Annotated in this window: 12 protein-coding genes; 10 read left to right on the top strand and 2 right to left on the bottom strand. The window is 69.2% G+C overall.

What is annotated here, in order from left to right:
* Nucleotides 1-14 precede the first annotated feature (14 nt).
* The 7 genes from ACM0PK_RS13875 to ACM0PK_RS13845 are packed head-to-tail and all read left to right on the top strand — an operon-like array spanning nt 15 to nt 9,048.
* Nucleotides 15-1,349 carry a TldD/PmbA family protein gene (locus ACM0PK_RS13875; protein WP_414606760.1) on the top strand — a complete coding sequence of 445 codons (1,335 nt, stop codon included), beginning with the start codon at nt 15-17 and terminating at the stop codon, nt 1,347-1,349.
* Nucleotides 1,349-2,056, top strand: a complete 708-nt coding sequence (locus ACM0PK_RS13870) for a DUF4159 domain-containing protein (protein ID WP_180878582.1) — start codon at nt 1,349-1,351, stop codon at nt 2,054-2,056. The genes ACM0PK_RS13875 and ACM0PK_RS13870 overlap by 1 nt, the downstream gene beginning before the upstream one ends.
* Before the next feature lie 16 nt (nt 2,057-2,072).
* Nucleotides 2,073-3,056 (top strand): AAA family ATPase, encoded by a 984-nt coding sequence (locus tag ACM0PK_RS13865; RefSeq protein ID WP_414606761.1) that lies wholly within the window; start codon nt 2,073-2,075, stop codon nt 3,054-3,056.
* Nucleotides 3,057-3,063: 7 nt separating this feature from the next.
* Complete coding sequence (locus ACM0PK_RS13860) at nt 3,064-3,960, top strand: DUF58 domain-containing protein (RefSeq protein ID WP_414606762.1); 897 nt, start codon at nt 3,064-3,066, stop codon at nt 3,958-3,960.
* Nucleotides 3,957-5,078 (top strand): BatA domain-containing protein, encoded by a 1,122-nt coding sequence (locus ACM0PK_RS13855; RefSeq protein ID WP_353762446.1) that lies wholly within the window; start codon nt 3,957-3,959, stop codon nt 5,076-5,078. The genes ACM0PK_RS13860 and ACM0PK_RS13855 overlap by 4 nt, the downstream gene beginning before the upstream one ends.
* Entirely contained in the window at nt 5,075-7,243 is a 2,169-nt protein-coding gene (locus ACM0PK_RS13850; RefSeq protein WP_414606763.1) for a hypothetical protein, read from the top strand. Before ACM0PK_RS13855 ends, ACM0PK_RS13850 begins: the two co-directional genes overlap by 4 nt.
* The gene (locus tag ACM0PK_RS13845) at nt 7,240-9,048 is read left to right on the top strand and encodes an amino acid adenylation domain-containing protein (protein ID WP_414606764.1); all 1,809 of its coding nucleotides are present in this window, start codon (nt 7,240-7,242) and stop codon (nt 9,046-9,048) included. The genes ACM0PK_RS13850 and ACM0PK_RS13845 overlap by 4 nt, the downstream gene beginning before the upstream one ends.
* A gap of 99 nt (nt 9,049-9,147) precedes the next feature.
* Here ACM0PK_RS13845 and ACM0PK_RS13840 read toward each other — a convergent pair whose 3' ends face one another.
* Together ACM0PK_RS13840 and ACM0PK_RS13835 are read right to left on the bottom strand one after the other, a co-directional pair.
* Complete coding sequence (locus tag ACM0PK_RS13840) at nt 9,148-9,822, bottom strand: hypothetical protein (RefSeq protein WP_072167397.1); 675 nt, start codon at nt 9,820-9,822, stop codon at nt 9,148-9,150.
* Between the two features lie 40 nt (nt 9,823-9,862).
* Nucleotides 9,863-10,381, bottom strand: coding sequence for a hypothetical protein (locus tag ACM0PK_RS13835; protein WP_061479909.1), 519 nt, complete (start codon nt 10,379-10,381; stop codon nt 9,863-9,865).
* Nucleotides 10,382-10,591: 210 nt separating this feature from the next.
* On the opposite strand from ACM0PK_RS13835, the gene ACM0PK_RS13830 reads away from it, so the two are divergent.
* From ACM0PK_RS13830 to ACM0PK_RS13820, 3 genes are all read left to right on the top strand, one after another.
* Nucleotides 10,592-13,081 (top strand): DEAD/DEAH box helicase, encoded by a 2,490-nt coding sequence (locus tag ACM0PK_RS13830; RefSeq protein ID WP_262220136.1) that lies wholly within the window; start codon nt 10,592-10,594, stop codon nt 13,079-13,081.
* The gene (locus ACM0PK_RS13825; protein WP_111202106.1) at nt 13,078-14,100 is read left to right on the top strand and encodes a ribonuclease H-like domain-containing protein; all 1,023 of its coding nucleotides are present in this window, start codon (nt 13,078-13,080) and stop codon (nt 14,098-14,100) included. Before ACM0PK_RS13830 ends, ACM0PK_RS13825 begins: the two co-directional genes overlap by 4 nt.
* Before the next feature lie 78 nt (nt 14,101-14,178).
* Nucleotides 14,179-14,499: an I78 family peptidase inhibitor gene (locus tag ACM0PK_RS13820; RefSeq protein WP_065185535.1), complete on the top strand. Its 321-nt coding sequence runs from the start codon at nt 14,179-14,181 to the stop codon at nt 14,497-14,499.
* Nucleotides 14,500-14,536 lie beyond the last annotated feature (37 nt).

Here is a 14,536-nt window from a genome sequence, read left to right as displayed (position 1 = left end):
AGGAGCCCTTACACATGAGTATCTTCACCGAAGCCCAGGCCAAGGCCATCCTCGACAAGGTCATCGCCCTGTCCAAGGCCGACGAGTGCACCGCCGTGCTGGCCGGTGCAATCAGCGGCAACATCCGTTTCGCGCTGAACAATGTCTCCACCAGCGGCATCGTCGACAACACCGAACTGGGGGTCACCGTCGCCTTCGGCAAGCGCGTCGGCACTGCCTCGATCAACGAGTTCGACGACGCCGCGCTGGAACGCGTGGTACGCCGTGCCGAAGACCTGGCCCGCCTGGCCCCGGAGAACCCGGAGTTCATGCCGGCCATCGGCAAGCAGAGCTACCGCGCCAGCCCGACCTTCAGCGAATCCACCGCCGCGATCGATCCGGCCTTCCGTGCGAAGGTCGCTGCCGATTCGATCGCCCCGTGCCGCGGCCACGGCCTGGTCGCCGCCGGCTTCCTGGAGGACGGCCAGGGCTTCCAGGCCACCGCCAACAGCAACGGCAACTTCGCTTACCAGCGCACCACCAACTTCGATTACACCTGCACTGTGCGCACCGAAGATGGCCGCGGTTCGGGCTGGGTCGGCCGCAACCTGAAGGACGCGGCGGACTTCAAGGCTGACCAGGACATCCGCATCGCCATGCGCAAGGCCACCGAATCGGCCGAAGCCAAGGCACTGGAACCGGGCAAGTACACGGTCATCCTGGAGCCGGCCGCAGCGGCAGGCCTGATCAGCTTCATGATGAATTTCTTCAGTGCACGCTCGGCCGATGAAGGCCGCAGCTTCCTATCGAAGAAGGGCGGCGGCAACAAGCTGGGCGAGCAGGTCTACGATCCGCGCGTGACCATGATTGCCGACCCGTGGCATCCGGATGCACCGGTGCTGCCGTGGGACAACGAAGGGCTGCCGCGCGAACGCATGGCCATCATCGAGAACGGCAGGATCGCCAATCTGGACTACTCGCGCTTCTGGGCGCAGAAGCAGGGCAAGACCGCCAAGGCCTCGCCGGGCAACCTGCTGATGAGCGGTGGCGACAAGAGCACCGCCGAGCTGGTGCGCGGCACCCAGAAGGGCATCCTGGTCACGCGTACCTGGTACATCCGCATGGTCGATCCGCAGACCGTGCTGCTGACCGGCCTGACCCGCGACGGCACCTTCTACATCGAGAACGGCCAGATCAAGCATCCGGTGAAGAACTTCCGCTTCAACGAGTCGCCGGTGATCATGCTCAACAACATCGAAGAGTTGGGCAAGCCGGTGCGGGTGGCCGGTGATGAATCCAGCTACGTGATGATGATCCCGCCGATGAAGCTGCGCGATTTCACCTTCACCTCGCTGTCCGACGCGGTCTGATGGATCGCCGGGCCTGCCTGCGCTGGTTGGCCGCTGCCGCTTCGGCGGCGGCGCTGCCGGCCTGGGCACAGGCTGGCCCGCGCAGTTCGCGCTACGACTTCTGGTTCACCCGCCTGCAGTACGACTCCGGTGACTGGGACGTGGACGCGCGCATGCCATCCAACCTGATCACCTCGCTGATCGACTACACATCGCTGCGGGTGGACCCGCAGGAACACGTGGTGGCCCTGGCCGACCCGCGCATGCTGGAAGCGCCGTTCTGCTACCTGGCCGGGCACACGCTGGTGGAGTTCAACGCCGCCGAACGGCAGAACTTCGTGCGCTACGTGCGCAATGGCGGCTTCGTCTTCGTCGACGACTGCAACCATGACATCGACGGCCTGTTCGCCACCTCGTTCGAGGCACAGATGGGCCGGCTGTTCGGCCCGAAGGCATTGCAGAAACTGCCCAGCAGCCACGCGCTGTACCGCAGTTTCTTCCGCTTCCCGGACGGTCCGCCCGCCACCAGCTTCGAACTCAACGGCTGGGGCGACGACCTGGTGCACGACTATCTGAAAGGCATCGAGGTCGATGGTCGGCTGGGCCTGCTCTACAGCAACAAGGACTATGGCTGCGAGTGGGACTACGACTGGCGCAACAAGCGCTTCCTGGCCGAAGACAACACCCGCTTTGGCGTCAACATCGTGATGTACGCGTTGAACAATTGACAGGACCTGCACGCCCATGAACTCCCCCGACCTCGATTCCCTGCTGCCGCGCCTGGATGAACTGCGCGCCGCGCTTGCACGCGCGGTGGTGGGCCAGCACACGGTGGTCGAGCAGCTGTTGATCGGCCTGCTGGCCGGTGGCCACTGCCTGCTGGAAGGTGCGCCCGGGCTCGGCAAGACCCTGCTGGTGCGCTCACTCGGCCAGGCATTGGAACTGCAGTTCCGGCGCGTGCAGTTCACCCCCGACCTGATGCCCAGCGACATTCTCGGCACCGAGCTGCTGGAGGAAGACCATGGCACCGGCCATCGCCATTTCCGCTTCCAGCAGGGCCCGATCTTCACCCACCTGCTGCTGGCCGACGAACTCAACCGCACCCCGCCCAAGACCCAGGCCGCACTGCTGGAGGCAATGCAGGAACGCACGGTCAGCTACGCCGGCACCACCTACGCGTTGCCCGCGCCGTTCTTCGTGCTGGCCACGCAGAACCCGATCGAGCAGGCCGGCACCTACCCGCTGCCCGAAGCGCAACTGGACCGCTTCCTGCTGCATGTGCTGGTGGATTACCCCAGCGAAGACGAGGAACAGCGGATCCTGGAACAGACCACCGGCGGTGCCACCGACGCGGTGCCGAAGGTGATGGATGCCGAGGCGGTGATCGCCCTGCAGGCGGCTGTGCGGCAGGTGCATGTCAGCCCCGACGTGCTGGCCTGGATCACCCGCCTGGTGCGCGCCAGCCGGCCCGGCGAAGGCGCCCCGGCGGCGATCAACCAATGGGTGAAGTGGGGCGCCGGTCCGCGCGCCGGGCAGTCGCTGGTGCTCGCGGCAAAAGCGCGCGCCTTGCTGCAGGGCCGCTTCGCCGCCACCCGCGAGGACGTGCAGGCGCTGGCCGCGCCGGTGATGCGCCATCGCCTGCTGCTGTCGTTCGCCGCCGAGGCCGAGCAGAAGCGTGCCGACGACGTGGTCGCCGCCCTGCTGCAGGCCGTGCCATTCCCGGGTTGATCCACGCGTGAACGCCGGTACCCCGCTGACCTTGCCACCGGAACTGCATGCGCGCCTGCGCCTGCTGCGGCTGCGGCCGCGCCTGGCCAGCGGTGCCAGTGGCATCGGCCAGCACGCCAGCCGCAGCCGCGGTGCCGGCCTCGAGTTCGCCCAGTACCGGGCCTACGAACCGGGCGACGAGCTGCGCCAGATCGACTGGAAGCTGTACGCGCGTTCGGACCGCTTCTTCGTGCGCGAATCCGAACGCGAAAGCCCGATCACGGTCTGGCTGTTGCTCGATGCCACCGCCTCGGCCGGCCAGGCCGATCGTGCGGCACCGCAGCGCACGCGCCTGGATCACATGCGCGGCGTGGCCGCCTGCGTGGTGGAACTGGCGCTGCAGCAGGGCGACCGTTTCGGCCTGCTGGCGATCAATGGCGATGGACTGCAGCTGGTGCCCGCGGCGAACGGCGCACGCCAGCGTGACCGCGTGCATCTGCAACTGCATGCCCTGCAGGCGCGCGGCACCTGGCCCGCGGCCGAACGCCTGCGGCCACTGTGGGAGCGCGTGCGCCCGGGCGACCTGCTGCTGGCGATGGGTGATGGCTTCGACGCGGCCTGCATCGTGCTGCTGGAGCAACTGGCCAGCGCACGCCGTGAAGTGGCACTGCTGCAGATCCTGACCGCCGACGAGCGTGATTTCCCGTTCGACGCCGGCCATCGCTTCCGCGATCCGGAGACCGGCGAGGAACTGCTGGGCGATGGCGCGGCGATCCGCGCCGACTACCTGCAGCGCTTCGCTGACGCACGCAACGCATTGCAGTCGCGCCTGCAGGCCAGCGGCATTGCCAGTGCCACCGGCTGGCTCGACCAGCCGTTGGATCAACCCCTGCAGGCGCTGTTCGGCCGTGGGGTCAGTGCATGACCCTGCTGTTCCCGTTGGGCCTGGCCGCGCTCGCTGCGTGGTTGCTACCGCTGCTGATCCATCTGGCCCGGCGCCATCCGTACACGCCGCTGGATTTCGCCGCGCTGCGCTGGCTGCGCGCGCAGATCCGCCCGCGCCAGCGCATCCGCTTCGATGACTGGCCGTTGCTGCTGCTGCGCCTGTTGCTGCTGGCCGCATTGGCCTTGCTGCTGGCACGCCCTGCATTGACCGGCCCCGCGCCCGTCCCCACCGAGTGGACGGTAGTGGCTCCCGGATTGGACGCCGCCGCACTGCGCGGCACCGCCGAAGAGGGCAACTGGCACTGGCTGGCACCCGGCTTCCCCACCATCGATCAGGCACCGCCGGCATCCAGCGCATCGCTGCCCAGCCTGCTGCGCGAGTTGGACGCACAGCTGCCCGCGGGCACCGCGTTGACCGTGCACGTTCCCGATCCCCTGCCCGGTCTGGACGGCACCCGCCTGCAGCTGTCGCGCGAAGTGCAGTGGCGGCCGCAACCGGTACCGGCCACTCCGCAACCGAGTGCCGCGACGCTGCCGCGTCTGCGCGTGCACAGCGATGCGCCGGCCGCCGCCCAGCACTGGGTGAACGCACTGCAGCGCGCGTGGGGCATGCAGGCGCCGCTCGCTCCTCTGTCGGCCGATGCCCTGCCCGAACGCGGCGAGATCGGCGTATGGAGCCGCAGCGATGCACTGCCGGCGAGCTGGCAGGCATGGCTGCGCCACGGCGGTCGTGCAGTGAGCGCCGGCAAGCCTGCTGGCGACGCCGGCATCCTGCTGCGCAACGCCGACGGCTCACCAGTGCTGTGGCAACAGCGCATCGGCCACGGCGTCCTGCTGTCACTACCCGGCGACTGGGATGCCTCAGGCAACGCAGCGCTGCGCGACCCGCGGTTGCCGCGTGCCCTGCTGCTGGCGCTGCAACCGCCAGCGTCACCGCGCCTCGGCGATGCACAGGACCAGGCACCACGCCGGGCCGCACTGCCCGCCATAGCGCCCCCAGCGCGTGAGCCAACCACGTGGTTGCTGCTGGCCATCGTGCTGCTGTTCGCGCTGGAGCGCTGGATGGCCAGCAGTCGCCGGCGCAGGGTGGCCGCATGAACACCCTGCAGCACGCCTGGCAACGCGCACGGCGTCGACGTGCACTCGTTACCCTGCTGCTGGGCCTGCCATGGGCGCTGGCCGCGACGACGCTGGTGCTGCGTCTGGCGGGCTTCGATATCGCCTGCGTGGTCGGCACCGTCAGCGCGCTCGCCTGCGCAGCGCTCGCCACGGCACATGCCCGCCAGCTGGACCCACAGTGGGTGCAGCGCCAGCTTGATGCCAGCGGTGCCAGCGAGGACAGTGCCGACCTGCTGTTCGCCGATGCCGCCATGCTCAATCCGCTGCAGCAGCGCCAGCGCGCGCATGTGCTGGTCACGCTGGAGCGCGCGACACCGGACCTGCGTCAGCGCTGGCCGCGCAGGGCGTTGGCCCTGAGCTGGGTCGCGGGCCTGGCGATCACTGCGCTGGCATTCGGCTGGCCACGTTCCGGCCCCGACTCCGCGCCGGCCCGCACATCGGCGCCTGTCAGCACGGCTGCCGCCGGCCCGCTGCACCTTCAGTCCACCCGCCTGCGGATCGACGCACCGGCCTATACCGGCCAGGCCACGCGCACCCAGAACGCGCTGGATGCCAAGGTCGCCGCGGACAGCCGGCTGTCGTGGTCGTTGCGCTTCGATCGCGCGCCGGACAAGGCATGGCTGCAGTTCCACGACGGCCGCCGGCTGCCGCTGAGCGAGCAGGATGGGCAGTGGCTGGCGCAGGATGTGGCGCGCGTGCCTGTGCTGTACCGCGTGGTGAGCGAACCTGCACTGGCCCAGACCCGCCTGCATCGCCTGGACGTGGTCGCTGATCGTGCGCCCAGCGTGCGCGTGCTGGAGCCCGCCGCGACCCTGGTGCTGGGCACGCCCGGGCAACGCCAGTGGTCGTTGCGCTTCGAAGCCAGCGATGACTACGCCGTGGCCACGCAGGCAACGCTGTCGATCACCATTACCCAGGGCAGCGGCGAGAACATCACCTTCGTTCGCCGCAGTGTCGGCCTCACCGGCAGCGGCGAAGCGACTGCACGGCGTTTCGCGCACAGCCTCGACCTGGCTGCGCTGGGCGCGCAGCCCGGCAGCGATGTCATCGCCCAGCTGGAAGTACGCGACAACCACGCGCCAACACCGCAGGCCGGGCGCAGCAGCAGCGTGATCCTGCGCCTGCCCAGCGCCGAGGTTGCACTCGGTGCCGAACTGGAAGGCCGCATCAAGAAGACGCTGCCGGCCTACTTCCGCAGCCAGCGGCAGATCATCATCGATGCCGAAGCGCTGATCCGGCAGCGACACAGCCTCGCCGCCGAGGACTTCGTGAAGCGCAGCGATGCGATCGGTGTCGACCAGCGCATCCTGCGCCTGCGCTACGGCCAGTTCCTGGGTGAGGAAAGCGAAGGCGCACCGAAGCCGCCACCGACCAGCGACCTGCCCACCAGCGATGCGCCAGCTGCAGGCAGCCACGACGACGAGCACGAGCACGACCATGGCACCGAGGCCGGGGCACACGATGAGCATGGCCACGATCACGGCGGCAAGGCGTCCAATGCCGATTCGCCACCGGTGTTCGGCAGCGCCACCGATGTGCTCTCCGAATACGGCCACACCCATGACCATGCCGAGGCCGCGACCCTGCTCGACCCGCAGACCCGGGCCACGCTGAAGGCCGCGCTGGACCAGATGTGGTCGGCCGAAGGCGAGCTGCGCCAGGGCCGTCCGGAGCAGGCGTTGCCGTTTACCTACAAGGCGCTGGGTTTCATCAAGCAGGTGCAGCAGGCCGAACGCATCTATCTGGCCCGGGTCGGGCCAGAGCTACCACCGATCGATGAAGGCCGTCGCCTCGGCGGTGATCGCGCCGGACTGGCCAGTCGTGAACTGCCGTTGGCCGCACGAACCCCGCCCGACCGGGCCATCGTTGAAGCCTGGCAGCGCCTCGGTGATGACACCAGCGTGCCCGACCTCGATGCACTCGCTGCCTGGCAGCAGCGCAATGCCGCCTACCTGCCCGATGCGCTGGATCTGGCTGCCGCCATCGAGCAGCTGCGCATCGAGCCCGGTTGCCGCGACTGCCGCCAGCGCCTGCGCGCTCAGTTGTGGCGGGCGCTGCAGCGTCCACTGCCGCAGGCGACGCGGCGCGGTGCCGCCGATGCGATGGGCCAGCGCTACCTGGACGCGCTGGAGGCGCAGCCATGAACCCCTCCGGCCTGAACCTGTGGATCGTCCTGGCACTCGCTGTGATCGTGGCGATCGCCAGCGTTCGCCAGTCGCGCAACAACACCACGCACCGTGGCCGCCGCTGGGGGGTGATCGGACTGCAGGTCATCGTCGCCACGCTGCTGTATTTCTGCCTGGTGCCGCCCACCCGCCAGCAACCCGCAGGCGGGCTGGTTGTGCTCGGAATCGATGCCAGCAGGGCCGGCGCGTTCCCGGCCAGCGAAGGTCCGCTGTGGCTGTTGCCGGAAGCTGCCGATGTGCCCGGCGCAAAGCGCGTACCCGACCTGGCCACCGCGCTGCGGCAGCATCCGGCCTCCACGCTGACGCTGGTTGGTGCCGGCCTGGTCGCGCGTGACCGCGACGCAGTACTGCCACGCGACGTACGTTGGCAGCCGACAGCACCGCCGCGCGGCTGGGTCGCCTTGCAGCCACCGGCCGACGCCGCGCCCGGCGCACGCTTCGAGGTACAGGCACAGGCGCGTGGCGTTGCCAGGGCAAAGGCGGAACTGCTCGACCCGGCCGGCAGCGTGGTCGATCGCGCGGATGTTGCCGACGATGGCCACGTTCAGTTGAGTGGCATCACCCGCGCCGAAGGCCGCAGCGTGTTCCAGCTGCGCCTGCTCGATGCCGACGGCCATGTGGTGGACAACGTGCCGGTGCCGCAGCAGACCCTGCCGGCGGCGCCGTTGCGCCTGCAGGTACGCGCCAGCGCGCCGGGCCCCGAACTGAAGTACCTGCGCCGCTGGGCAGCCGATGCCGGCATCCGCGTGCAGGTGCAGGCCGATACCGGTGCCGGCCTGAGCGTCGGCGACGGCGCCTTGCCGCTGGACGCGGCGTCGCTGGCGCGCAGCGATCTGCTGCTGCTGGACGAGCGCAGCCTGGCGGCATTGAATGCAGCCCAGCTGGCCGCTGTGCGGCAGGCGCTGCGCGAAGGACTGGGCGTGCTGGTACGCAGTGCGGGCGCGCCTTCGGCCAGCGCGCGCCAGCGCCTGCACGATCTGGGCCTGCCGCTGCGGGGTGATGGCAGCAGCCAGGTCCTCGAACTTCCCGGCGACGGCGAGAGCGCGGTCCTCGCCGCACGACGTGGCCCGCTCGCCGCGGGTACGCTGCCGACCGGCTACGGCGCAGAGGCAGACCGCAGTTCGCACGACGCCGCGCTGCCCACACTGGAAGCACTGGGGCTGCAGGTACCTGGCAGCAACGCGCTGCTGCACGATCGCACCGGCAAGGCTGTCGGTGGCTGGCGCGCTACCGGCAAAGGCCGCATCGGCCTGCTGCCCATCACCGACAGTTGGCGCTGGGTGCTGGCCGGCCGCGATGACCGCCACGGCGAACTGTGGAGCGGCGTGGTTGCCACGCTGGCGCGGGCGCAGGGCAGCGCTGAGGCGCTGTGGTCGCCACAGCCGATCAGCTGGGCGGGCGAACGGCAGGCGCTGTGCGGCGTGCAGGCGCCGCTGCAAGCCTTCAACGCACGCGGCGAAGGCACGCCGCTGATCGTCGATGGCGCGACGTCAGACCTGCGTTGCGCGGGCTGGTGGCCGCGCGAGGCGGGCTGGCAGCGCCTGCAGCACGGTGACGCCACCCTCTGGCGCTATGCGTTCGACCCGAAGGACGCGCCCGCGCTGCATCAGCAGGCAATGATCGATGCAACCACGCAGGCGCTGGCGGGCAGCTCCCCGGCAACCGCGTCGCTGATGCAACCCGTGCCGGGATCGCGCTGGCCGTGGTGGCTGGCGTTCGTGCTGTGCGCATCGCTGCTGTGGTGGTTGGAGCGGCGGCGCTGACCGCGACGATGGGATCGCGGGCGGCATCCACGCATGGCGTGGATCTACTGGCCGGTTGCCCTGGTGGACGCCAACCTTGGCTGGCGTCTTTCGGCGGGGTCAACGCGTTCCCGCGCGCCGGTACACGCCATTGAAGCGCACGTTCATGCCACCGCATTCGCTGTTGTCGGCCACGATCAGCACCTCACCCAGCGAGTGCACACGCACCCGGCACGTATCCTCGGCGAACTCGACATCGGCACCCTGCGGTGTGGCACGCGCTTCCACCTGGCCCAGGTTCGGCCCATACGGGCGCTGTTCCGGCGTGGGGTTGGCGGAGGGCCAGTAGGCGTCGCCATCCACATGCAGCTGTCCACCCTGCACCGTGATGCGCAGGCCGTTGTCGCCATCTTTCCAGTGGCCCGTCCAGTCCTGCAGCGTGGGCACGGCCACCGGCAACGGCTGCAGCTTGCTGCGGTCGACCCAGCCGGCGCTGCCGCCCACCTTGTTGGGGAAGAACGCGCAGCGGTAACGGCCCAGGTCGCGACCGGTCACCACCGTATCGCCGTTGACCACATAGCTGCGCTGGCGGCAGGCCGGTTCGCCCTTGGCGGGGCAGCCCTCCATGTCGCCGAGCAGGTACAGGCGCGGTGCATCAACCACCCGCGCCAGCGCGAACCGGCTCTGTTGGGAGGGGAACGCGCCATTGCGGCAGGCGCCGCCATCGGCGATACCGGACGCGAAGGCGGAGGCCGGCAGCAACGCGGCCAGCAGGCAGAATGAACGCAGGGACATGACAGCATTACTGGTGGGGGAGCCCGCAGGATATACCGGCCTACTTCACTGGCGCTGTGTCGCCGGCATCCTGCTCCTGTGAGAACCGCAGCGCGCGCTGCTGCTGTTCGGCACTGAGCTCTGGGGGTGGCCGCGCCACGGCCGCCTGGATCTGGTCGGGACCGCCGGTGAGTTTGTTGATGCCTTTGGCTGCCGCCAGCACACCCTTGACCACGCCCATCATGATGTAGCCACCGCCCATGCTGACCTGCTCCGGCGATGGCGGTTCGCTCCAGTCGCGGCTGAAGCGGTTATCGCCGAACTTCACCGGGTTCTTGAAGCGGTACAGGTCCAGCGGCTCGTCATCGGGCTTGAGCGCACGCACTTCGCCGAGGGTGGTGACGTTGTCCTGCGGCAAGGTGGTGGAGATCGGTGCGGTGGGGGCAGGCGGCGCATCTTCAGGGGGAACGGGTGCAGGATCGGGCACCGCCACCGGCGCAGCCTGTTGCGCCTGTACGATGCCGGTCAGCAGCATGCCGGCCAGGAGTGCTCCCTGCGTTCCACGTCGTGCCACAGCCATCCACCCTTTGGTTGCGTCCAGCGCCCAAGCATACGGATGCCGGCTTCAGATTTCGTTGCTGCACTGGCCGCTGTTCAGCCAAGGGAGATGCGGCCACACCACGGGACGCGAGCACTGAACGGTTCACGTCTCCGTGTGTGGTGTCTCACATCCTGAGACATGGATGTGGTGCCATGTGACCCCTCGCAATCCGTCCCCGCTTCCTCTTCCATGGCCTACGAACTCGCCAAGCGCACCGCCGATGCCGAGCAGAAGCTCGCCACCCGCGATGGCCTGCCCGCCCGCGACGGCGCTCTGCTCAGCGCGCGCCTGCAGCGCCGCTACCAGGACCGCATCACCGGCAGCTTCGCCATTCCCGGCCGTGAAGGCCGCTACGCGCCCATTCCCGACTCGGTACCACCGGCGCTGGCCGCTGCACTGAAGGCACGTGGCATCGAGCAGCTCTACAGCCACCAGGCCGAAGCCTGGGAGGCCAGCCAGCGCGGCGAGCACGTAGCCATCGTCACCCCCACCGCCAGCGGCAAGTCGCTGTGCTACACCCTGCCGGTGGTCAGCGCGGCCATGCAGGACAAGGCCAAGGCGCTGTACCTGTTCCCGACCAAAGCACTGGCCCAGGACCAGGTGGCCGAGCTGCTGGAACTCAATCGTGCCGGCGATCTCGGCGTCAAGGCCTTCACCTTCGACGGCGACACCCCCGGCGATGCGCGCCAGGCGATCCGCCTGCATGGCGACATCGTGGTGTCCAACCCGGACATGCTGCACCAGGCCATCCTGCCGCATCACACCAAGTGGGCACAGTTCTTCGAGAACCTGCGCTACATCGTCATCGACGAGGTGCACACCTATCGCGGCGTGTTCGGCAGCCACGTCACCAACGTGCTGCGCCGGCTCAAGCGCATCTGCGCGTTCTATGGCGTGCAACCGCAGTTCATCCTGTGCTCGGCCACCATCGGCAACCCGCAGGCACATGCCGAGGCGTTGATCGAGGCACCGGTCACCGCTGTCACCGAATCCGGCGCGCCCACCGGGCCGAAGCAGGTGCTGCTGTGGAACCCGCCGGTGATCAACCCCGACCTGGGCCTGCGTGCCTCGGCGCGCTCGCAGAGCAACCGCATCGCGCGCATCGCGATCAAGTCCGGGCTGAAGACCCTGGTGTTCGCGCAGACCCGGTTGATGGTCGAGGTGCTGACCAAGTACCTGAAGGACATCTTCGACCACGACCCGCGCAAGCCGCCCCGCATCCGCGCCTACCGCGGCGGTTATCTGCCCACCGAACGCCGCGAGACCGAGCGTGCGATGCGTGCCGGCAACATCGACGGCATCGTCAGCACCTCGGCGCTGGAACTGGGCGTGGATATCGGCAGCCTGGACGTGGTCATCCTCAATGGCTACCCCGGCAGCGTGGCCGCCACCTGGCAGCGTTTCGGTCGTGCCGGTCGCCGCCAGCAACCCGCACTCGGCGTGATGGTGGCCAGTTCGCAGCCGCTGGACCAGTACGTGGTGCGGCACCCGGACTTCTTCGCCGAAGCCTCGCCCGAACATGCGCGCATTGCGCCAGACCAGCCGCTGATCCTGTTCGACCATATCCGCTGCGCGGCCTTTGAACTGCCGTTCCGGGTCGGCGATGGCTTCGGCCCGATCGATCCGGAGGTATTCCTGGAAGCGCTGGCCGAAACCGAAGTCATCCACCGCGAAGGCGAGCGCTGGGAATGGATCGCCGACAGCTATCCGGCCAACGCGGTCAGCCTGCGTGCGGTGGCCGACGGCAACTTCGTGGTGGTCGACCGCAGCGATGGCCGCCAGCAGATCATCGCCGAGGTCGATTACTCCGCCGCCGCGCTCACGCTGTATGAAGGCGCCATCCACATGGTGCAGTCCACGCCCTACCAGGTGGAGACGCTCGACTGGGAGGGCCGCAAGGCCTATGTCACCCGCACCCACGTGGACTACTACACCGACAGCATCGACTTCACCAAGCTCAAGGTGCTGGACCGTTTCGATGGCGGCGTGGCCGGCCGGGGCGATTCGCATCATGGCGAAGTGCACGTGGTGCGCCGCGTGGCCGGCTACAAGAAGATCCGCTACTACACCCACGAGAACATCGGCTACGGCCCGGTGAACCTGCCCGACCAGGAACTGCACACCACCGCAGTGTGGTGGCAGCTGCCGCAGGCACTGCTGCTGCGCGCGTTCGCCAGCAGGCAGGATGCGCTCGATGGCTTCCTCGGTGCGGCGTATGCGCTGCACATCGTCGCCACCGTGGCGGTGATGGCCGATGCGCGCGACCTGCAGAAGTCGGTGGGCAACGGCGATGGTTCCTGGTTCGCGATCGCCGACCAGAGCGGCCGCGGCCAGCTGCGCGGCAGCGAGGGCGATCCCGGTGGGGTGGAGCTGCTGCAGGAGTTCGTGCCCACCGTGTACCTGTACGACAACTTCCCCGGCGGCGTCGGCCTCAGCGAACCGCTGTGGCAGCGCCAGGCCGAACTGGTGCAGCGCGCGCGCGAACTGGTGCAACGCTGCGACTGCAAGGCCGGCTGCCCGGCCTGCGTCGGCCCGGTGCTGGCTGCACAGGAAGAGGATGAAACCTCGCCACGTGCGCTGGCATTGCGCGTGCTCGACCTGTTCGACGCCGAGGCCTGCCGGCACGTACCCGACGTGGTGGTGACCACGCGCGATCCGATGGAGCTGCTGGCACCGTGAGCCTGAGCCTGGACAAGCTGCGCCTGCTGCGCAGGCAGGCCGGCGACCCGAAGGCAAGCACACCGGCCGTGCCGGACGTGCCCCCTGCGCCACCGGCACCCGTGGCCGCCAACGATGCGCGGCAACCACCGGCCGAGCGTTCGGTGTTCGCCTGGGTCGAACAGGAAATCCGCCACAAGCCGACCGGCGCTGCAGCCCCCACACCGGCATCCGCACCGCTGCGGCGGCCGGAAGTTGGCAGCCTGCATCGCCTGCTCGGCCTGCGCACGCGGAGCGGCGCCACGCCGGCACGGGCCAGCGCGCAGGATCGCCAGCTGCCGGGCGAGGAAATCGCACCGGGTCTGTTCCTGATCGAATCGCTGCAGCCGCAGGCGATCCCGGCACAACCGCTGTCGCTTGATTTCGCCCGTCGCGACGGCGAGCACGTGGCTGCACGTGACCTGCTGTTCTTCGACACCGAGACCACCGGCCTGGCCGGCGGCACCGGCACCCGCGCCTTCATGATCGGCGCTGCGGACTGGCATGTGTGCCCGCAGCGTGGCGAAGGCCTGCGCATCCGCCAGCTGCTGATGGCCACCATGGCCGCCGAGGACGCGATGCTGGCCACCTTCGCCGGCTGGCTGCAACCGTCCACCGTGTTCTGCAGCTACAACGGCCGCAGCTATGACGCACCGCTGCTGAAAGCGCGTTACCGGCTTGCCCGGCAACGCGACCCGATCAGCGCGCTGGACCATGTCGACCTGCTCTACCCCACCCGCCGCCGCTATCGCGGCACGTGGGAGAACTGCAAGCTGTCCACCATCGAACGCCAGCTGCTGCGCGTGGTGCGCGAGGACGATCTGCCGGGCTCGGAGGCACCCGGTGCGTGGTTGCGCTTCCTGCGAGGCGGCGACGCGGTGAACCTGCGCCGGGTGGCCGACCACAATCACCAGGACGTGGTGACCCTGGCCCTGCTGCTGCAGCGGCTGGTGCGCGAGGAACAGCGCGAGCGCGAGACACTGGCGCTGGTCGGGCAGTAATGACACGGGGCCGCGTTGACATGCCCTGACGGTGGTTGCGGTGACACTGCCGCCACCATCCACGCCTGGAGCCCGACGATGCGCCTCAATCCGCTTGCCCTGCTTGCCATCCTGCCACTGGCCGCCTGCAGCCACGCCGGCGGCAGCACCGCCCTCGATGCCGCGCCAGCGCCAGCACCCGTGGCCGACGCCGCGCACGAATGCAAGCCGGAGGCGCTCGAGGCCTTCACCGGCAAGACGGCTGACGAAGCCACCATCAAGAAGCTGGTGGCCGCCAGCGGCGCGCGCGGTGCACGGGTGGTCAAGCCGGGCATGGCGGTGACCATGGACTTCCGCCAGGACCGCGTGACGGTGCAGGTGGATGCGCAGAACCGGATCGAGCGCGCCAGCTGCGGTTGATCGCCCCAGGGCAGTGCCGGCCGCTGGCCGGCACCCC

This window comes from Stenotrophomonas sp. FR010 (assembly GCF_047520755.2).
Taxonomy (GTDB): Bacteria; Pseudomonadota; Gammaproteobacteria; order Xanthomonadales; family Xanthomonadaceae; genus Stenotrophomonas; species Stenotrophomonas sepilia.
Note: the sequence above shows the minus strand (reverse complement) of the source record. Positions and strands in the feature narration are given on the sequence as shown.

Bases quoted from the DNA above. Each gene is read 5' to 3' on its own strand.
- ACM0PK_RS13840 (WP_072167397.1), bottom strand. From the start codon at position 9,822: ATGTCCCTGCGTTCATTCTGCCTGCTGGCCGCGTTGCTGCCGGCCTCC.
- ACM0PK_RS13875 (WP_414606760.1), top strand. From the start codon at position 15: ATGAGTATCTTCACCGAAGCCCAGGCCAAGGCCATCCTCGACAAGGTC.
- ACM0PK_RS13865 (WP_414606761.1), top strand. From the start codon at position 2,073: ATGAACTCCCCCGACCTCGATTCCCTGCTGCCGCGCCTGGATGAACTG.
- ACM0PK_RS13830 (WP_262220136.1), top strand. From the start codon at position 10,592: ATGGCCTACGAACTCGCCAAGCGCACCGCCGATGCCGAGCAGAAGCTC.
- ACM0PK_RS13845 (WP_414606764.1), top strand. From the start codon at position 7,240: ATGAACCCCTCCGGCCTGAACCTGTGGATCGTCCTGGCACTCGCTGTG.
- ACM0PK_RS13850 (WP_414606763.1), top strand. From the start codon at position 5,075: ATGAACACCCTGCAGCACGCCTGGCAACGCGCACGGCGTCGACGTGCA.
- ACM0PK_RS13835 (WP_061479909.1), bottom strand. From the start codon at position 10,381: ATGGCTGTGGCACGACGTGGAACGCAGGGAGCACTCCTGGCCGGCATG.
- ACM0PK_RS13820 (WP_065185535.1), top strand. From the start codon at position 14,179: ATGCGCCTCAATCCGCTTGCCCTGCTTGCCATCCTGCCACTGGCCGCC.
- ACM0PK_RS13870 (WP_180878582.1), top strand. From the start codon at position 1,349: ATGGATCGCCGGGCCTGCCTGCGCTGGTTGGCCGCTGCCGCTTCGGCG.
- ACM0PK_RS13855 (WP_353762446.1), top strand. From the start codon at position 3,957: ATGACCCTGCTGTTCCCGTTGGGCCTGGCCGCGCTCGCTGCGTGGTTG.